The sequence below is a fragment of the Maricurvus nonylphenolicus genome (assembly GCF_042854845.1).
Taxonomy (GTDB): domain Bacteria; phylum Pseudomonadota; class Gammaproteobacteria; order Pseudomonadales; family Cellvibrionaceae; genus Maricurvus; species Maricurvus nonylphenolicus.
This window is the reverse complement of record NZ_AP031498.1, coordinates 1,022,963-1,043,435: the sequence shown is the minus strand read 5'-3', so window position 1 is coordinate 1,043,435 and position 20,473 is coordinate 1,022,963. Positions and strand designations below refer to the sequence as shown.

Genomic DNA, 20,473 nt, shown 5'->3' with positions numbered 1-20,473 from the left:
CTTCAAACCAAAATGGTTATAGAAAACCTATAGCGATTGAATATAGGTAATAAGAGCATCAAACTCTTCGGGATTAAAACTGTTACGGAAACTCGGCATTAAGGTTGGAATGCCATCAGTGACGACTTGACGGAAAACCTGCTCCGAACGTGAACGAGGCGGCTCAAAAATATCAACCAAACTTGAAGCGGCACTCGGCAAGCGCAGATCACTCTTCAGCCTGAATAATCTGGGATCATGACAAAGCCTGCAGTTTTGATTATATAAAGCCATGCCTTGATACTCTTTCTCATTGGCAGGTGCTTTAAAAGGTTGGGCCTTAACAAATTTAATGTCTTGCTTTTTTTGGTCTTTCGCCACATCGATAGCAAACGCCTCTAACGACATCACCGCCGATACCAACATTAAAAACACGCGTCTCTTCTTTAACAAAGCCATTTCTACTCCGCTGTTACTCTTTTTAACCTAGCAGCCATATCTGAGGCACTTTTACTTAAGCTCGTCCCAGCCAAGGCTCACGTATGACATAACATTCTCGATCCCTGATTTTTACGATACCCCAAGAGGTACGGGAAGAATGTAAGGTGGGTGACTTTCTCAGGCTAATTTTCTAAGTAGGATTTAACCGTGCATTAACATGACTCAATCCCTAGAAATAACAGCTTATGGAACCAAGGGAAGATAGTGATTTATTACCTTGAACTAATTCAGAAGCTAACTTCAATCCAACCGATTTCAATCCCTATTAAATCGGTTCCTTTCATTTACAAAAATTTACGTTTAAGCCTTCATTATATGCATGAGGATTACATATGCTTAGAATAACTAAGGCGATCGCCGCAATCGTTTTTGCCACCGGGTTAACCCCCTCAGCACTGGCAGCCACCACCCCCTTAAAGGGAGATCTGTTCGGCACCATCACCTCGGCAGATGGCACACCTATGGAAGGGGTCGCCGTAACCGCGCAGGCTGAATCAGCCTCGTTTAAGACGTCTGTCTTTACCGATGCCAATGGTCACTACTATTTCCCGGAACTTAACAATGGAACCTACAAGGTTTGGGCCCAAGCCATCGGCTATAAAAAAGCCGATGACACAGTAAGCTATAAACAAGGTAATGAGTTAAGCCAAGATTTCACCATGAAGTCCATAGACGACTTCAGCAAGCAGCTCAGTGGTGATATGTGGATAGAAAGTCTTCCCGATAGCACGCCGGAAGACGCCCGTATGAAGCAAATCGTTTATAACACCTGTACAACCTGCCATACCGGGGGTTACTTACTGTCGAAACGCTTTGATGAGGAAGGCTGGAATATCATCATCGATGCCATGATCAACTATATGACGCGTCCAGGTGCCAAAAATCGGGCATTAATGAAAGCCTATAAGGGTGAGATTGCAAGCTATCTCGGTAAAGTTCGAGGCGACGAAGACCTGATGAACTACACCGGTTTCCCCCGTATCAGCGGAGACGCCACAAAAGTGGTTGTAACTGAATACGATATTCCCAAAGGCAATGATCCAGGCTTTGTACAGGTCCCGGACGGCAGTAACTGGGAACTGGGCTCTCCAGGCAGGGGCGGTGAAGCCCTGCACGATGTGGTTCCGGGTAACGACGGCTATGCTTACTTCTCCGATAACGTCTATCCCGATCGCACCATTGGCCGTTTAGACCCACAAACTGGCGAAGTCACCAACTTCGTGGTACCTCATAAAAAATTAGCGAGCCGTACTCACGCGGTAATGAACGCTGCCAACGGCGATATCTGGGCTAACAACTACAGCAATGGCGAGTTTATCAAGCTCGATGCAGATGCCGAGAAAATCATCACCTTTCCAAAACCCAAAGGCGGCTTACCCGTTGGTGGGCATGTAGAGATCACACCTGACGGTATTATCTTTGCATCTTCCAATAAAGGCGGTGTCGTTAAACTGGATCCCAAAACCGGCGAATATACCGATTATATTGCCCCCACCCCTGGCGGTAAGCCCTATGGCGTAGCCGCAGACCGTTTGGGCAATATGTGGATGCTGAACCTGGGTAATGATCGCATTATGTGGGTTGATGGCAAGACCGGCGAAATTGAAGAAATCAAATTCCCCCCGGTTGCTGGTATCAGCGAAAAGGATCTCAACATTGCCAAAACCGTTAACCCCAATGGCGCCGACGGTAATGCAGCCCCTATACACCTGCGTGGCCCCCGCCGAGCTGGTGGTGACCCCAAAGGAGATTACATATGGATTGCTCTGTACTGGTCCGGTGAAATTGCGCGGATCAATATCCATACCAAGGACATTAAGATCTACCCCGTGCCCTCACGTTATTCACACCCCTACGATATCCAGGTGGATAAAAACCAGATGGTGTGGACCTGCCAGCATAACGGTGATCGCCTGAGTAAATTCAATCCTGAGACGGAAGAGTTTACCGAGTACCCTCTACCCTCCATTGGTCATGAATGCCGCCACCTCAGTGTTGATAACTCAACCGAGATCCCAACCATTTGGATTGCCTATTCTGGCAGCGCAAAGGTTGCACGTGTGCAATTCCGAACCGATACTTCTAAATAGCATCTCATTTGAGAGAGATAAATCAGGAATAATTAACCATGCAAACTTCCAATAAAAAATCAGATGCGTCTGTACTTATCGTTGGTGGCGGCCCGGTAGGGCTCAGCCTGGCTATTGAACTCTGCAGCTGGGGCATCAAACCCATTGTTGTCGAAAAAAGAACCCCCGATGAATTAATTTACCCAACAGCCAATCATCTTTCTGTAAGAGGTGCTGAGCTCTTACGTCGCTGGGGCCTGGTGGATGAGCTACGTGAAAATGGCTTTAATAAAGACTGGGACGCCGGTGTGGGCGTATTCACCCATTTAGGCGGTTATGAAATTCGTCGCCTGGTGAGACATTCTAATGCTGACAGCTTCCGCCCTCCCTACTCGCCCGAAAATGAAATGTGGCAACCCAAGCGTTATGTAGATCCACTACTGCGCAAGACAGCACTTGAGCGCGGTGCCGTCATAGTTTCTCCTGCTGAGGTTATCTCTCAGCAGCAGGATAACGATGGCGTTACCACCGAGGTAAAATACACGCGCACCGGTGAAACCGAAGAGTTCCGCACCGATTACGCCGTAGGTTGTGACGGTGCCAACAGTAAGGTTCGCGACTGGTTGGATATGGAGCTTGAAGGCCTGCCGCCACAAGAACCCCGCATTGATTCTGTGTATTTCGAATGTGAGGAATTGGCCAATACCGTTGTACCTCGTTGGCACTACAAACTGTTGGGCAATGCTGAAGGCCCCCACGGCGAAGGTGGCTGGATGATTGCAGCCATTGACGGCGATAAACGCTGGCGCCTCCATGGCCCCGGTGTTGTAGACCTTGAAGATACTGAAGTCACTAAAGCTAACCTGAAAAATATCGTGGGTATCGAAGGTGATATCAAGGTGATCAGTCAGGGCTCCTGGCAACTGCGTCAGGCCTTAACCCCCACCTTTCAAAAGGGGCGGGTCTTCCTTGCCGGTGATGCCGCCGCACGGGGCACCACCTTTGGCGGCTTATGGATGATGCGTGGCATGATTGACGCCGTTGACCTGGGCTGGAAGCTGGCGGCAACACTGCAGGGCTGGGGCGGAGATAAACTGCTTGATAGCTTCAGCGCCGAGCGCCGTGACGCCACCCTGCAATTGCTTCTTTTCCAAGGTGCAGACCTCTCCGGCCCTAAACCGGAAGTTGTCCTGCAACGCGCATTCGGACACGCTGACGCCCTGCCTAATCCCCCGCCTATGTTGTGGGAAGAAGGTAAAGAAGCTGACGAACTGCGTCAGGCCGCTATCGATCACTTTAACTCAAACAATTCCAACGAATTCGATTTTGCCAAACCTGATGTCGGCTACCGCTACGATCAATCACCCATTATCATCGATGACGGTAGCGCCCTGCCCGAAGTCGAAGAAGGCGGCTACGAACAAAACGCCAAACCCGGTGGTCGCGCTCCGCATGCCTGGCTGGAAGATGGTAAGTCAACCCTCGATTGGTTTAACCAGAGCTTTACCCTTATCAATCTGTCCGGTGAGCATCCTGCAACCTTACTGCAAGCCGCTCAGGAACGTGGCCTACCACTCAGCGTACAAAGTCGGGTAGACCCAAAACTGCAGGAACTGTTCGAACAACCTTACATTCTGGTTCGCCCAGACAGTATTGTTGCATGGCGAGGCAGCTTACCTGACCTCAATGAAGCTTACCGCATCATTGATACCGTACGCGGTGCCTAACATTAACTAAACAGCATTAATGTAACAGCCATAAAAAAGCCCGAATAACATTGTTATTCGGGCTTTTTTATTGATCAATAGTTTATTAAGCGACGGAAGCTTGCTTGGCTTTCTCACAGTCTTTAGCATAAGAGCGACTGCTTAAGAAGAAGGCCACACAGGCAATTGGTAAACCTAAAGACACATAAATCAATGCCGTCTGCAACCCTTCTGCAGAGCCCTGGGCACCAAACGAATCACTTAGTACACCGACAATAGCACCACCAATACCCCAGCCAAACAGACCCAACATCGCCGTTTTAATGGCGGTTGCGGTACCACGCACCTGAACCGGTACTGCATTTTGAATCATTGAGTTATTAATACCCATCATTGCCGTACCCATTAAGGTAGCACCCGCATAGCAAACCAGGGACAGATAATAACTATCAACCGCAAATGCAAAGTAGATAAACGGGAAATTCAAGAGCAAGGTAATACTGATAATCCACGGATGCCAGCGCAGATCCTTCTGACCCATTTTATCGGCAATGAAAGACGACAGGAGTATGCTCGACAACATACAAACACCCAGAATAGGCCCAAGCGCCATACCTACCTCGCCTACCGTCAAATCGAACTTACGAATATAAAACGAGGGAATCCATTGAATAATGCCGTTAAAGGCAACCGCTTTTATCGCTCCACCCAGCACAACAAAAATAAATGAAGGTGTGGCCATTAAGTATTTCATCGACGCAGAAAAGCCCATCTCGTTGGCTTCTTCAATACCATCCGCATGACCTCGCTCTGGGGCCTGTATGGTGTACATCAACAGCGGCACGAGCAGAATTCCAGGCACACCCACCAGAATAAACGTCATCCGCCAGCCAACAGCTTCAGCAAGAGCGCCACCAGCAACCATGGACAGGATCATGCCAATTGTCATACCCGACATACATATCGCAATGGCAAATGAGCGTTTATGAATAGGAAATTTATCCGACACCAGGGAAAAAGCCGTAGGCGCATAACCTGCCGTAGCACCACCAACGCCCAGTCTGGCAATAAGCAACTGAACAAAGTTAGTCGCTACCCCACATACTGCCGTAGCAGCACTCCAAATGCCCAAACATGCGGTTAAGACAGACTTTCTTGAAAATCGCGTATCGGCTAAGCGCCCAATAGGCACGGCCATAGCGGCGTGAAATATACCAAAGGTCAAGGCCAGCATACCCAACTGGGAATCCGTCAAGCTGAGATCAGCTTTCATGCCCTCCTGCAACAAGGATAAAATTTGCCGATCTAACGTGGTGAATACTGACACAAGAAAGAGTATCGCCAAGAGATAATTTGGCGATACTTTTAGCCGCGAGAAAAACCCCGGCTTATCAGTTTCGGTTAAAGCTTGCTCTGTCATTTTACTTACATACTCCTATAGAATTAGCCTGAAAAAGGCATGCTTTCTTTATCGAGTATGCCGCTACAACGTCGTTTTTAATGTCACCCACATGACAGTTTCACGCCTGCCGTTCGCGGCTATAAATGCCTCAAAAACTAACCCTATAACGAAGCCACATACTGTTTTTCTGGCTGGCATCATCCGTCAGATCTCGGCGCCGCTTGATGTCAAACTCCCAAGCCATTTTCTTTGATAACTGCCAGCGATAACGGAACTCAAGAAAATCCTCATCGGGCGCCAAGTCAGGCGATATCAACCAGCTATTGTTCGCTCGCCCCCAGGACACACCGACACTTTGGCTTGGCAAAATATTATTAACACTGACTGAAATGATTTTGCCCTGTCCACGTTCGGATATATCACGTGAATCTATCGCACTGCCGGTCAGACCAGGGGTATAACCTATCTCTGCGCCCAACAATATCGTCTGCCCACTATCTCCCACAGACCACTGTGCAGCCATGCGGGCAACCAGAGCAATGTAATCTTCAGCAATGCCGTTTTTATCGCCTGGACTATTTTCAGACGCTTGAGGGATATAGGTGATATCCAAAGCCCGTTGGACGATAGGCCCCCAATTGGATTTAGCCTCGATACTGCTAAACAATGACCAGTTATCTGCATTAAGCGGTCGGCGTTTTACATTACTCGGACCTTCAGCGCTGTTGTACTCAACAATAAACCGACTACGCCAGCCCTCGTTAATATCAATCCAGAGACTAGCACCATCTGTCCAGCTGACTTTTGGACGCCCATCGGCGCGATCAAGTGATTTCTTCAGCACGCCTTTTAAACCATGAGATGTCTGAAACCTCCCCAAGGTTAAACGCCAAGCATCTGCCGATGCATAGGTGGCGGAAAAAGTATCAACGGTCGTATGCCCCCATGCCATACCTGTAGGGCTAGTGGCGTAGGGCTGAATACTGAATGTATGCTTAGCCATTTGGTTGTGATAGCGCCCGGCAATACGCGCCTGTGCCTGCCAGCGATTCGAAAACGTGAGCTTGGTGCCGATACGCACTCGGGCTCGAAGATAATTGTCTTCTGTTTCGGGCTTGATATCATGCGTTTCACGAAAACTATAATAATCAATCCAGGCATCTAAAAAGTATTCACTGTGCCAAGATTGATTCCTGCTTTCTTTTGCAACAGGTTCAGCGGTAACCGCTGCAGAGACAAAAAGATATAAAACAGGCAATACCTTTAAAGACCTGCACCGGATACCGCTCAAACCTAACTACCCCAAGCTATTTAAAATAAAACATCTGGTCTAAAGGTAAATTGCAGCATAACCTGCCTAGGCGCATTCCTTACCCCGGCCTGTGCTTCAGGTGTACTACTGTCTCCGGATCGCGCGAGGCCGCCGGAATTCACCAACACCACTTCATCGGTTAGATTTTTGGTAATCAAATCCACAGACCAACCACCGTCTTCTGCGTAGACACCCAATCCGGCATTCATTAACCAGTAGGCATCCTGCTCCGCCCAGGGTGTGTTTCTGCGATCGGCAGAATAACTATCGCTGAAACTGGCCATCATATTGAGCTTATCTCGTATGCCGTCTTCTGCTTGAAAAAAAAAATTAAAACCGATACTTCCCGAATAATCCGGCGCATTACGTAGAGGATCCCCATCACGGTCCTGAGCATCAAACCCGGTGCCCGCTAACAATCCACCTGCATCGGTTGATAGATCGTTATCGATATCAACATTACAGTTACCCGGCTCGACAAATATTTGATATTCATTACATTGGGAAACGTAAGACTTATAGGTGTTATCCAGGAACGTAATATTACCGGTAACCGTTAAACCTTCCACAGGCGTCAACCATAGAAGATCGAGCTCTGCGCCCAGAATTTCAGCTTCTGCCGCATTCACCGTACGTGTAACAACACTGCTACCATCAGAGAAAACAGAGGGCTGCTGTAAATCCTCGTAATCATAGGCAAAAACAGACGCATTCAAGCGCAAGGTATTATCGGCCAACACCATTTTAGCGCCCAACTCAAAGCCCTTAACCTGCTCCGCATCGTAATGTATTTGGACCGGATCACCGCCTAACGCCGGGTGGGTGCTGGCAACAGAGCCAACAAAATCCTGCGGGCTGGCATCATAGCCACCGGATTTAAACCCTTCTCTGTAGCTGGCAAATAACGTTAATGATTCTGTGGCATGCCACGTGAGAGACACTTCAGGCGAGAGATCGGTATAATTCAGTTTTGGTTCGGTAACCTGAATGTCGCCCTCGAGATAAACAAGGGGACCGCCCAGGGCAAGGCTTTCATAGTTTCTTCCCTCAAACGAACGATCCTCGTCGGTGTATCGCGCGCCCACCGAAAGCTCCAGGTTTTCAGTTAAGTCGAAATCTGCCTGAGCAAATACAGACCAGGACTCCCCTTCGACAATCGCCACCGAATCAGGCACTACCTTTGTATCTTCAGCAATCCACAATGCGCCCTCACTGACAAGCTCACGATCATCAACATAAGCCCCCACCATAAGGTCTACATCGCCCAACGCTCCGGACAAGCGAAACTCCTGGGAAATCTGCTCACTGGATAGCTCACTTGCCAAAGCAAAAGAAAACGCGGGATTATTACTCGGCGTACCAGCAAGGCCGCCAAAAAAGCGATTCTCCATATCGACAAACCCCGTGACACTTCGCACAGACCAAATATCATCTAACTCATAGTTAATGGCCATGGAATATTGCGCAAGTTGATAGTCATGGCTTGGTTTATCATCGTCAAATCTGGAAGGTGCCAGACTTTTATCATTAACGAATCCCTCGGTAGAGAAGCTGTCATTTAGCTTACAATCGTCACCGGGGTTAGAAATATCGGTATTGTCCGTACAGTGAATAATTTGATTCAGGGTATGGAAGCCACCACTTCTGTCGCCGCTGTACACCTTGAACGTAACATCTCCCTTGTCGAAGGTTCCCTGCAACGTGCCGACAAATACGGTTTCGTCATAGTTCGGCCCCGTGTCATCACCGGCTTGTGCCGATTCCCACTCATTATCAAAATATCCCTCTGTCTCCATATGGCGTATGCCTGCCCGCGCGCCCCAATTTTCATTTAGCGGCCCCGACAGGATAACGTGACCAAACTTACTCTCGGCGGCATTTTCGTAACCCACTTGTACTTCGCTGTAAAACTCTTCGGTGGGATCTTTAGTGGCCAAGGCAATAACACCAGCCGGTGAATTTTTACCAAAATACAGGGCCTGGGGGCCTTTAAGCACTTCAACCGACTGCACATCAAACATACTAAAGCGCAATAATTGCGGTGTACTGTGCGGAATACCATTCAAATCAATAGCAACAGACGTATCCGCCGCCGAGTTGGTTGAGCCACCTTGAATACCCCTTAAGGTGACATTAGGAAAAGCCGAGCCGGTGTTGTACAACGACAGACCGGAAATCTGGTCATTTAAATCACTGAATTCCCGTGTTGCATAGGCTTCCAAGGTATCGGAATCCAATGCTTGCACAGTGACAGGAATATCCTGAAGAGTTTCATCTCGCTTACGCGCGGTGATAACAACCTCTTCAATCTGCATAACAGAATCCATTGCCACAGCGATTGGCACATCGGCAGCCAAGACTACGCCAGCGATAGCCACAGGTAGATACTTACGATCAAAAGCTTTTTTTATCATTATTATTGCTCCCTAAAGTATTAGGTTTTGTTGGGGTAACTTATGGGAGCAAGAAAATGAAGCAGAGAATATCATCTAGCTGACATTTGCAGCTGACGGCATATTTTTTATGTGACTAACGAACACTACTTAATAGACAGTTTTTTAATATCCGTTATTAAGGAGACGTTCTGACAATAAAAAAAGGACAGCCGAAGCTGTCCTAGTGCAGAGAACTGGTTATCTGCACCCTCTATAAAATCCCTATAGAAAGCACAGAGAACTTGTGAGTTATTGTTGAATCACAACAACTCGGAATAAAAAGGCCCCGCATAGCATGGGGCTCAAGCAGAGACTGGCAGCGACGCTTGCGTAAACAAACGGAGGATACTGCCAAAACTTTTCAGATTAAGACGCTTGTAACTGAATCTCGTCGCCTTCTACGCGAACGCCGTAGGTTTTCAGTTTTACGTCTTCATCTTCAATGCACACGCCTGATTCCAGGTCGAAGTGCTGCTTATAAAGAGGCGAAGCAACAACGATGGAGTCACCGATAGAACCGGTAATACCCCGAGAAAGCACATTGGCCTCGCCAAAAGGGTCGAAATTCGATACCGCGTACACGGCATCGGTTTTGGCAATACGGAAGATTGCCACTTGTTCACCGTCCAGCAGAGCACATACGCCAGCGCCAGGGGTGATATCATCTTTTTTACAAACAGTAGTCCAGTTGCTCATTTTCAAATTCCTCTACTAATCTCTTTACGTAAGCCTATTAAGCTTCAACGACTTCAACAGCTTGGATGCGCTCTTCTTTGGTCGCAGGGCGACGCTGATCACGCTCAACAACATATGCCAGGTTGCTGTCTTGCTCCTCAGAGTTAATGAAGTGAGAGAAACGCTTCAGTTTTTCTGGATCTTCGATAGTAGTTTTCCACTCACACTGGTAGTTACCAATGTTGGCAGCCATTTCGGCTTCCAGCTCTTCGCCCAGACCCAGCTTGTCATCGATGATGACTTCGCGCAGGTAGTCCAGACCACCTTCGAGGTTTTCCAACCATACGCTGGTACGCTGCAGACGATCGGCGGTACGTACGTAGAACATCAGGAAACGGTCGATGTATTTGATCAGGGTTTCTTTATCCAGATCCGTGGCGAACAGGTCAGCGTGACGAGGACGCATACCACCGTTACCACATACGTACAGGTTCCAGCCGTTTTCAGTAGCGATAATACCTACGTCTTTACACTGAGCTTCGGCACATTCACGGGTACAACCGGAAACCGCGAATTTCAGTTTGTGTGGTGAACGCAAGCCTTTGTAGCGATCTTCAACTTCGATAGACAGGCCAACGGAATCATCAACACCGTAACGACACCAGGTAGAACCCACACAGGATTTCACAGTACGAACAGACTTACCGTAGGCGTGGCCGGTTTCAAAACCAGCATCTACCAGTACTTTCCAGATCGCTGGCAGTTCGTGCAACTGCGCACCAAACAGGTCAATACGCTGACCACCGGTTACTTTGGTGTACAGATTGTATTCTTTCGCCACCTCACCCAGAACGATCAGTTTGTCTGGGGTGATTTCGCCACCGGCAACACGAGGAACGATAGAGTAGGTACCGTCTTTCTGCATGTTACCCAGGAAGATATCGTTGGTGTCCTGCAGGCCCATGTGCTCATCTTTCAGAATGTAGTCATTCCAGAAAGAGGCCAGGATGGAGCCAACGGCAGGCTTACAGATATCACAACCGTGACCGGTACCGTGACTTTCCAGCAGCTCTTCGAAGGTTTTGATTTTCTTAACGCGAACAATGTCGGCCAGCTCTTTACGCGAGTAGGCAAAGTGCTCACAGATATCGTTTTTAACTTCGTAACCCAGGTTAGCCAGTTCAGCATCAACAACCTGTTTGGTCAGCGCAGCACAACCACCACAACCGGTTGAGGCCTTGGTGGCATCCTTGATGGCGCCCATATCGGTGGCACCTTCTTGAACGGCGGCCATCAGGTCACCTTTGGTGACGTCATAACAGGAACAGATCACTGCAGTTTCTGGCAGAGCATCAACACCCAGGCCAGCAGAGGCATCACCATCTACAGACGGCAGAATCAGACCTTCCGGATTTTCCGGCAGATCCATATCGTTCAGCTTCAGCTGCAGCAGGTTACCGTAGGCTTCTACATCACCTACCAGTACCGCACCCAGTAATTTCTTACCATCGGCAGAAACAATCAAACGCTTATAAACTTGGCCAACTTCATCGTTATAGGTGTAAGACTGACAGCCTTCGGTTTGGCCGTGAGCATCACCGATAGAGGCAACGTCTACACCCAGCAGCTTCAGCTTGGTGCTCATATCGGCACCTGTAAATTCTTCACTACCGCCAATGATATTAGAGGCGGCAACTTTTGCCATGGTGTAACCTGGGGCAACCAGACCGTAGATACGACCTTCCCACAGTGCACACTCACCCACGGCGTAAATATTTTCATCAGAGGTCTGACACTGGTTGTTAATGACGATACCGCCACGCTCACCAATTTCCAGATCAAATTCACGGGCCAGGCCATCGTGTGGACGGATACCGGCAGAGAACAGAATCATATCTGTTTCCAGGTGTGAACCGTCGGCAAAGTTCATGCGGTAGCGGCAGTTTTCACCGGCAACAATTTCGTTGGTGGCTTTTTCAGTGTGAACCTGAACACCCAGGTCTTCAATTTTGCGACGCAGCAGCTTACCGCCACCATCGTCCAGCTGTACCGCCATCAGGCGTGGCGCAAATTCAACAACGTGCGCTTCCAGGCCGGCATTTTTCAGTGCGCTTGCGGCTTCCAGCCCCAGCAGGCCACCACCAACAACAACACCGACTTTACTTTCTTTGGCAGAAGCGCTGATGGCTTCCAGATCTTCAATGGTACGGTAAACCAGGCAGTGCTCCTGGTCGTTACCGGGAATTGGCGGAACAAACGGGTAAGAACCGGTTGCCAGTACCAGCTTGTCGTAAGACTCTTTTCGACCGGAAGCAGTCACAACAAATTTTTCTGCTTTGTTGATCTCTACAACCTTATCGTTCAGCACGTACTTGATGCCGTTTTCGTTGTAGTAGTCTTCGCTGGTCAGCATCAGGTCATCAGCAGTCGCGCCGCTGAAGTAGCTGCTCAGGTAAACACGGTCGTAGGCCAGACGCGGCTCTTCGGAAAAGGTAATTACCTCATATTCCTCAGCGTTCGGTACTTCCAGCATGGAGTCAATAAACTTGTGCCCCACCATACCGTTACCAACAACAACGATGCGCTGTTTACTCATAACCAATTCCTCAATATCAGGCTGATAATTTTTTAATAAATTTGTCTATCTAATCGGCTGGGCTTACGCCATAACCGACGTCTCTGCGGTTGAAAGTTCTTTTTGAGCCAAACCAGTAAACCAATCCAGTTGCTCAGACAGGGAAACCACTTTACCCACAACAATTAGGGCCGGGGATTTCACCTGCTCGCGAACCACTAATTCATCCAGCTCGCTTAATTCACCGAGAACAACGCGCTGTTCTTTACAGCAACCATTCTCGATCAGTGCCACCGGCATATCGGCTTGCATGCCTGCGGCCATCAATTCCTTGCGGATCATTTCGGCTTTGCTCAGGCCCATATAAAACACCAAGGTCTGTTTTGTGCCGACCAAACTGATCCAATCAATATGTAATTCTTTTTCGCCGTGGGCGGTAATAAAGCTGCAACCCTGCGCTAAGCCACGGTGAGTCAAAGGGATGCCAGCATAAGTAGTTGCGCCTGCACCGGCAGTAATACCCGGCACCACTTCTACCTCAATACCTTCCTGTTTTAGCGACAGCATTTCTTCACCACCGCGACCAAACACAAAGGAGTCACCACCCTTTAAACGGCAAACGTTAAAACCCTGCTTGGCCTTGGCTACCAACAACTGGTTTAACTCGTTCTGCGGCACACTGTGATTGTCTTTCGCTTTACCGACATACAAGGCCGGGGTTGTTGCAGGAAACAAGGCACAGATCTCGTCACTCACCAGGCGATCAAATAAAATCAAATCAGCTTCTTGAATGGTGCGCAGCGCTTTTACCGTTAACAGATCCGGGTCACCAGGACCCGCGCCTACCAGAGTCACCTTACCGGCCTGAATAACCCCTTCTTCTACTAACTTAGCCTTGCGAGCATCCGCAGGTTTTACCAAAGGAGTTACAGCCATAAAGCACCTCGTTGCGCCATCTGTCTTTGAATCACACCTTGGATACAGCAAATACGATGCCAAACTGAAAAACTTTTTATTTTTCCTTATTTTTCAAAGGGTTATAAAAAGTGCACTCGAACAATGCACCACCTTGAACACCCTTTCAGCACCATAACCGCACCAAAACAAAGCCTTTTTGCACCATAACGGAACACAAAATAGTGCGCTTAGCTCTACCCCACCCAAACACATTTTCAACCAACTGCAAATGCGGTTGATAACCACTATCAATAACAACCTATCTTATTGATTTATAAGGGATTTATGTAGCACCAAAACAGTGCAAACCATATTTGATGCCTAGTCAATTATTTAAAAATAAAGTTGGTTCACTTATTGCAGGCATATAAAGACATACCAATTTAGTAATGGGGCAAGTACCACTTTTGCCCTGAAACAGACTTTTTAAAATTACGGGAAGTAGCGCTATGTTATTTGGCCGCAGAAAACGTAAACCGATTGTGATACCGGAAAAGAAGGTAGCGGAGTGGAAGTACACCACTTGTAACTACTGCTCTACCGGTTGCTCAATTGAGATCGGTTTGGATGATACAGGCAAGCTGGTGACCAGCCGTGGCCACGCCGGCGCCGATGTAAACCGCGGTAAGCTGTGCATTAAAGGCTTGCTGGAGCATGAGCTATTTGAATCCCCAGGACGCGGCACTCAACCCTTAATGCGCGACAAGTTCCATGAAGAGTTTAAGCCCACCGATTGGGATACCGCCATGGACACCACCGCCACCAAGATCAAAGAGATCCAGGACAAGTACGGTCGCGACAGCTTCGCCGTGGTATCCACAGGCCAGCTGTTAACCGAAGAATTCTACACTCTGGGTAAACTGGTTCGCGGCCAGATTGGCACCAACAACTACGACGGCAATACCACCCTGTGTATGGCCTCTGCAGTATCCGGTTACAAACGCTCCTTTGGTGCCGACGGTGCTCCTGGCTGTTACGGTGACTTTGAACACACCGACTGCCTGATGGCCTTCGGCTCCAACCTGCCAGAACAGCACCCGATTATTTACTGGCGTTTAAAAGAAGCCAAAGAGAAGCGTAATTTCCCGCTGATCGTGGTAGACCCACGCGTAACCATGTTGGCGCAGTTCGCCGATATTCACCTGCCGATTACCCCAGGTACTGACTGCGTCCTGATTAACTCCATGCTGCATGTGATGTTTAAAGAAGGCCTGGAAGATCGCGCCTATCTGGAAGCCCACTGTAACAATCTGGAAGAACTGGAAGCACTGGTAACTCAGGACAAGTGGGCACCGGAACACGCCCAAAAAGAATGTGGTATTGATGAAGACCGCATTCGTACCGTTGCACGCCTGTATGCCAAAGCCGGCACCGCCATGAGCATCTGGACCATGGGTATTAACCAGTCCACCCACGGCTCCGACGGTGTAGCTAACATCAATAACCTCAACCTGTGTACCGGCAATATCGGTAAACCCGGTGGTACCAGCCTGTCCATTACCGGTCAGTGTAACGCCATGGGTACCCGCGAGTGGTCTTCCTGTTCCGGTCTGCCGGGTTACCGCGCACTGGAAAACGAAAACGATCGTGACACCATTGCCGACTTCTGGAAAATTGATCCCGAGTTTTTCCCGAAACAACGCGGCCTGTGCCAAACCGATATTTTCCCAGCCATTGAAACCGGTGAAATTAAAGGCCTGTGGTTGGTTGCCACCAACCCCATGACATCCATGCCCAACACGCCGCGTATTCGCAAGGCGATGGAAAAGCTGGAGTTCCTGGTGGTACAGGATTGCTACGAAGATGTGGAAACCAACCAATACTCCCACGTGTACTTCCCGGCTTCTGTTTGGGCCGAGAAAGAAGGTTGCCACACTAACACCGAGCGTCGCGTTAACCTGATTCGTAACGCTATGCCTGCTTACGCCGATTCCAAACCAGACTTCTGGATCTTTAAGGAAATGGCCAAACGCTTTACCGAGCGCAACGACATTCACTTCCCGGAAACCCCGGAAGGAGCCTTCGAGGAAATGAAGGAGTTGTCGAAGCTGCCAGGTAACTACGGCCAGCAGCGTAACCTGGATATTTCCGGTATGAGCTACGACAAGATTGAAGCCGCTCGTGGCATTCAATGGCCTTACCGTGAAGTTGACGCTGAAGGTAATAGCACCAACGGCAGTAAGCTAAAAGGTCAGCACGACCTGAAAGGTGATCCGCGTCTGTATAGCGATGCGATTTTCCCAACGCCAAACGGCAAAGCCAACCTGATCCTGGTGGACTTCGTTAATAACAACGAACAACCGTGTGATGAATACCCGTTCTGGTTGAACTCCGGTCGCGTTGTTGAGCACTTCCACACCCGTACCCGTACCGGCAAGATCGGCAACTGTAACAAGTTCAGCCCAACGCCTTATATGGAAATGAACCCGGATGCCGCTGAAGAACTGGGCATTAAGCACCAGGAATATGTGCGTTTGACTTCACGTCGTGGAGATGCGGTGGTGATGGTTCAGCTGACGCAACGTGTTGCTCGTAACGCGGTATTTATTCCGTTCCACTTCCATGACTGTGTGAACCGTTTGACGCTGGGCCTGCTGGATCCGTATTCGCGTCAACCGGCGTTTAAACAGTGTTCTGCTCGGATTGAAAAAATTGATCAGGCAGAAGCGGCAAGAATTAATGCGGAACGCCGCACATTCTAATCGATTAGCACAATAGCCAAAGAGTCATCCCTGCGCAGGCAGGGATCCAGTGGCCCTAAAAACCCGAAGACGCTGGATTCCTGCCTTCGCAGGAATGACAAGAACGAGACAGCAGAGAATTTAAACTTCCGGCCTGAAGCAGGTACGAGGTAAAGAACAATGAAAGATGACGTAACCCCAAGTAATCTCGACATCGTAGAAGTATTCGACCCACGGGATATGACCCCCGTGGTAAAACCCGAAGTGGCCGCCACAGCCAGCCACTGGGAACTGCGTACCGATGAGCAACCCTACGCGTTTTTGAGCGATAAAAAAGTCGACGACGAAAACCGCTACGGCCAGAAAATTGATTTGGTGGATTTAACTGGCCTTCCCGCCGAACGCCCCATGTACATCAACGAAAACCCGGACGTGGGTGTTAACCCCAACCGTAACAAGCAGCACGGTTTCTTCTTTACGGCCGATAACTGTATTGGTTGTCACGCCTGTGAAGCGGCTTGTTCCGAGAAGAACGAAAACCCGGCTCACCTAGCGTTCCGCTCCGTAGGTTATGTAGAAGGCGGCAGCTACCCGGATTACAAGCGCATGAATATTTCCATGGCCTGTAACCACTGTGATAACCCGGTGTGCTTGAAAGGCTGCCCAACCCGTGCCTACACCAAACACGTTGAATACGGTGCAGTACTGCAAGATCCAGAAACCTGTTTCGGTTGTGGCTACTGTACTTGGGTATGTCCATACAATGCACCGCAACTTGATCCTATCAAAGGTCAGGTTTCAAAATGTAATATGTGTGTTGACCGCTTGGAAACCGGCTTGAAGCCTGCCTGTGTATCTGCCTGTGTGGGTAATGCACTGGACTTTGGTGTGATTGAGAATATTCCGGAAAACCGCGAGCAAGCCAAGACCTCGATTCCGGGTTTCCCAACGCCAGAAATTACCCACCCGAATGTGCGTTTCCAGCAAACCAAAACCATGCCAATCGAGATGACTCGTACCGATTCTCAACCGGTGAAATATCATAAGGACGAGAAAGGTAACTACAAACCTGTTATCGACCAGAAAGTGGGGAAAGAAAAACATTGGAACTTTGCCCGCTTAAGCTCCCGTGAAAATCCGCTGGTGATTTTCACCTTAAGTGTACAAGCGGTTATGGGCGCTTTTGTACTGTTGTTCCTGGGTGACAAGCTGGGCGTTAGCTTCCTGCAAGATATCCACAACAGCGCCGTTTATGCGCCGATTATGCTGGCCTGTTTGGTGATTGGTGGTATCGGTAATGTGATGTCTGCCACGCACTTGGGCAAACCGCACCGCTTCTATCGTGGTTTTAATAACCTGCGTCATTCACCCATGTCCCGTGAGATTTTGGGTGTGGCTGGCTTTATGGCGACTTTAGGTTTCCATTTGTTGTTCTCACTGCCCGGCAACGAGATTTTCCAAAACCTTTACACCGCCGTATTGGGTGGAAGCGTTACTGATCTGATAGCAGTCGATACTGCAGAAAGTATTGGTGATGTGATTGGTTATGTGTGCCTGGCCTTTATCGCCTTTGGCCTCTACTACATGGGCCGCAGCTACCGCATCCCGGCGCGTCCTTTCTGGAACCACCCACAGGTTTACACCGGCTTTACCGGTAGTGCCATTGCTCTGGGCGCCCTGCTGACTGGCGTTGCTGTAGTTGCTACGCAAGCGATTACTGGTGCTGATTACGCTGCCGTACTGCAAGGTTGTGGCCTGGTACTGGTTGCCGGTATTGCGCTGGAAGGTATCGGCCTGATCTGGCACCACAAGGATATGGATGGTGCCGAGCACGAAGGAGCTGCTTCTCACTATGTGCAGCGTACCACCTTCGGTAAAACCTACTTGCTGCGTAACGCCATTGTGGGTCTAAACCTGGTAGCCGCTATTGCCCTGCTGGCCTTCGAACTGACTGGCCCTTGGGCGTTGTTTGCCTGGTTGCTGGTTGGTTTTGCACAAGTATTTGCCAGTGCCGTTGGCCGTGCACTGTTCTATATTCTGGTAATTCCTACCACTATGCCGGGTGCCTTCTTCTGGAAGAACAAAGGCTTTGAAGAACACGCGCGTGATATTGGCCTGGCGCATATGCCGCAGGTGGGTGTGGTGATGGATGCGCATTAAGCGTATCCTTGCTGAATTACTGTGATATAGATATGGGGGCTGACCCGCAGGGTCAAACCCCGAGCTTGGAATATGAATCTCCCTGATCTTCTCGATAAAACCTGCGTCATTGGCCTGAGCTACTTCAGCAAAGACGATCAACTCCTCAAACAATCCCAGCTCGCTGGCAAGGTGATTACCACCGATTCTGACAACGGCATCTCCGTTGAGCTGCAGGGGCAAAAAACCGAAGACGGCAAACCTGCGGTTTTTATTCTGCCGCCGACATTAACCTGCTGGTTTAATGCACCCAAGGGTCATTACAAAAGTCCTGAAACGGGTGTTGATATTGAGAACCCGGATTATTTGGTGACTTGGGATATTTATCAGACCACCAAGGATACGCCGGAAGGTGAGCATGAGTGGTGGGAGTGGGTACCGCGTACGGTAGCGCCGCAAGTTGGTAATTGATTTCTAAATGGGGTCTGACCCGCAGGGTCAGACCCCGCCTGTGCCAGCTGCACATACTCAAAATAAAGTATCTAGCCAGGGGGGTGACCCCACTCTATCTACTCCTAAGCAACGTCATCAACTATCAATCATTGGCACCAGTTATCAATGATTGCGGTACGTAATAGCCCGATAATAAATCCACACTGATTTAGAGGGTATAAAAATGACGTATATCGCCGTTGAAGTATTCTATTCCCTGCACAACCAGCAAAAACTGATTCAGGTCTTTGTCACCAAGGGCAGCACTATGAAAGATGCCATTTTACAGTCTGGCATCCTTGGTGAAGGCACCGAAACTCTGCTACAAGAACACACGATAGAATTGTTTGGCAAAAAAGTGAGCAGCCCGGACACTTACCAGCTTAAACCCAGTGACCGTATTGAGGTCTATTGATTAAACCAACCCTAGGCCTTGGCAACAATCGCAACCCCCTGGCGGTAACCCAAACCACCATTGCCGTGCACCAGACCAATCGTTTCCTCACCTGCCAATAAACGCTCATACATCACAATCAGGGCATTAAGCGCTGGGTTATTCCATGCACCTTTGGCCAAGTTCATGCCACCGGTTACGGTGATACTGTGCTGAGATAAAAATTCAGGCATATCATCTAACAAATCCACCAAGCCACTGACTATTAAAAACGCCATAGGTACAACCGGGTAGCAGGTATAAGCCTCCATCAGGGCTTTGCCTTCGCGGAAGCTACCGGCGAAGTCGATAGCGGATTCCTCGCAGGCTTGTTGATAAGCCTCGCGCAAGTGATCGTAACGGGCAATATCCTGCAGGTAATCTTTACCGTCGCCCTCTAAGCGACTCAAACCCACCGCTTTAATCGCCAAACGTTTGTTGTTGGCAATCTCTAACTGATCTGCTGTTTCGGAATCACACACCAATACACGGCCTGAAAAATCCACCAGCGGATTCGCACAATCGATTCCACGAAACAGTTCTGTGATGGGTTTATGCCAACGGGCTTCAGGTAACAGCTCATCATGAAAGTCATCTGCTAAAGCATTGCGATAACTGAGCCGATGATTTTCAAACAGAGCTGCAGACAAGGTTTTAAATTGCTCTGCGGATATCTGGTGGCGCTCGCTAAAAGCTTTGGCCAGTTCGGTATAGGCTTGCGTTAACGGGTAGTCTTCACCGTAGACGGCCATTTTCGCCAGACGCTCTTCGCGTTCATAACCGGTTTTTAAGTGATCTTCACCACTGATAACCACCGCCTTAGCCCCCTCTTCGATTAAGCGCTTGGCTTCACCCAGCGCCTCCAGTGGACCACAGCCACTGCGGTAAAAACCCTCCCGCTCCGGGGCATCCCAATCAGCGGCCAGTGGTTCTATTACCAGGTGAGCAGGATGAATACCCAACGCCTCCAGGCGGGCTTCAAGGTGTAACACCTCGTTTAGCTGCCCTTGCTGGTCTTCTACTTTGGTGGCGGCAACAAGTTGGGCTTGGGTCATTTCTACCTCTGCTACATTAACGGACACATCATCGGGAAGCGCTACTATATAGATTATGACCT

14 protein-coding genes are annotated in these 20,473 nt (G+C 49.1%); 6 read left to right on the top strand and 8 right to left on the bottom strand.

Going from position 1 to position 20,473, the window contains the following annotated elements:
• Window positions 1–27 precede the first annotated feature (27 nt).
• On the bottom strand, window positions 28–438 hold the full coding sequence (locus ACGHZ6_RS04355; RefSeq protein ID WP_390617582.1) for a c-type cytochrome: 411 nt from the start codon (window positions 436–438) through the stop codon (window positions 28–30).
• A 374-nt stretch (window positions 439–812) separates the two neighbouring features.
• Here ACGHZ6_RS04355 and ACGHZ6_RS04350 point away from each other — a divergent pair, with 374 nt between their 5' ends.
• Both ACGHZ6_RS04350 and ACGHZ6_RS04345 read left to right on the top strand, forming a co-directional pair.
• The gene (locus tag ACGHZ6_RS04350) at window positions 813–2,570 is read left to right on the top strand and encodes a carboxypeptidase regulatory-like domain-containing protein (RefSeq protein WP_390617581.1); all 1,758 of its coding nucleotides are present in this window, start codon (window positions 813–815) and stop codon (window positions 2,568–2,570) included.
• A gap of 38 nt (window positions 2,571–2,608) precedes the next feature.
• The gene (locus tag ACGHZ6_RS04345; RefSeq protein ID WP_390617580.1) at window positions 2,609–4,276 is read left to right on the top strand and encodes an FAD-dependent monooxygenase; all 1,668 of its coding nucleotides are present in this window, start codon (window positions 2,609–2,611) and stop codon (window positions 4,274–4,276) included.
• A gap of 85 nt (window positions 4,277–4,361) precedes the next feature.
• Here the strand turns inward: ACGHZ6_RS04345 and ACGHZ6_RS04340 are convergent, their stop codons facing one another.
• The 6 genes from ACGHZ6_RS04340 to cobA all read right to left on the bottom strand — a co-directional run bounded on the left by ACGHZ6_RS04340 (window position 4,362) and on the right by cobA (window position 13,590).
• Entirely contained in the window at window positions 4,362–5,675 is a 1,314-nt protein-coding gene (locus ACGHZ6_RS04340) for a spinster family MFS transporter (RefSeq protein ID WP_390617579.1), read from the bottom strand.
• A 130-nt stretch (window positions 5,676–5,805) separates the two neighbouring features.
• Window positions 5,806–6,915, bottom strand: a complete 1,110-nt coding sequence (locus ACGHZ6_RS04335) for a hypothetical protein (RefSeq protein ID WP_390617578.1) — start codon at window positions 6,913–6,915, stop codon at window positions 5,806–5,808.
• 53 nt (window positions 6,916–6,968) lie between these two features.
• Window positions 6,969–9,383, bottom strand: a complete 2,415-nt coding sequence (locus ACGHZ6_RS04330) for a TonB-dependent receptor (RefSeq protein WP_390617577.1) — start codon at window positions 9,381–9,383, stop codon at window positions 6,969–6,971.
• A 387-nt stretch (window positions 9,384–9,770) separates the two neighbouring features.
• Window positions 9,771–10,100, bottom strand: a complete 330-nt coding sequence (gene nirD, locus ACGHZ6_RS04325; protein ID WP_390617576.1) for a nitrite reductase small subunit NirD — start codon at window positions 10,098–10,100, stop codon at window positions 9,771–9,773.
• 37 nt (window positions 10,101–10,137) lie between these two features.
• The gene (nirB, locus tag ACGHZ6_RS04320; protein WP_390617575.1) at window positions 10,138–12,675 is read right to left on the bottom strand and encodes a nitrite reductase large subunit NirB; all 2,538 of its coding nucleotides are present in this window, start codon (window positions 12,673–12,675) and stop codon (window positions 10,138–10,140) included.
• A 63-nt stretch (window positions 12,676–12,738) separates the two neighbouring features.
• Window positions 12,739–13,590, bottom strand: coding sequence for a uroporphyrinogen-III C-methyltransferase (cobA, locus tag ACGHZ6_RS04315; RefSeq protein ID WP_390617574.1), 852 nt, complete (start codon window positions 13,588–13,590; stop codon window positions 12,739–12,741).
• A 470-nt stretch (window positions 13,591–14,060) separates the two neighbouring features.
• Here cobA and ACGHZ6_RS04310 point away from each other — a divergent pair, with 470 nt between their 5' ends.
• The 4 genes from ACGHZ6_RS04310 to ACGHZ6_RS04295 all read left to right on the top strand — a co-directional run bounded on the left by ACGHZ6_RS04310 (window position 14,061) and on the right by ACGHZ6_RS04295 (window position 19,338).
• Window positions 14,061–16,313: a molybdopterin oxidoreductase family protein gene (locus ACGHZ6_RS04310; protein ID WP_390617573.1), complete on the top strand. Its 2,253-nt coding sequence runs from the start codon at window positions 14,061–14,063 to the stop codon at window positions 16,311–16,313.
• Window positions 16,314–16,472: 159 nt separating this feature from the next.
• Complete coding sequence (locus ACGHZ6_RS04305) at window positions 16,473–18,452, top strand: DmsC/YnfH family molybdoenzyme membrane anchor subunit (protein WP_390617571.1); 1,980 nt, start codon at window positions 16,473–16,475, stop codon at window positions 18,450–18,452.
• Between the two features lie 72 nt (window positions 18,453–18,524).
• The gene (locus ACGHZ6_RS04300) at window positions 18,525–18,902 is read left to right on the top strand and encodes a hypothetical protein (protein ID WP_390617570.1); all 378 of its coding nucleotides are present in this window, start codon (window positions 18,525–18,527) and stop codon (window positions 18,900–18,902) included.
• 205 nt (window positions 18,903–19,107) lie between these two features.
• The gene (locus tag ACGHZ6_RS04295; protein ID WP_390617569.1) at window positions 19,108–19,338 is read left to right on the top strand and encodes an RnfH family protein; all 231 of its coding nucleotides are present in this window, start codon (window positions 19,108–19,110) and stop codon (window positions 19,336–19,338) included.
• 11 nt (window positions 19,339–19,349) lie between these two features.
• Here the strand turns inward: ACGHZ6_RS04295 and ACGHZ6_RS04290 are convergent, their stop codons facing one another.
• Entirely contained in the window at window positions 19,350–20,411 is a 1,062-nt protein-coding gene (locus tag ACGHZ6_RS04290; protein ID WP_390617568.1) for a hypothetical protein, read from the bottom strand.
• Between the last annotated feature and the right edge of the window lie 62 nt (window positions 20,412–20,473).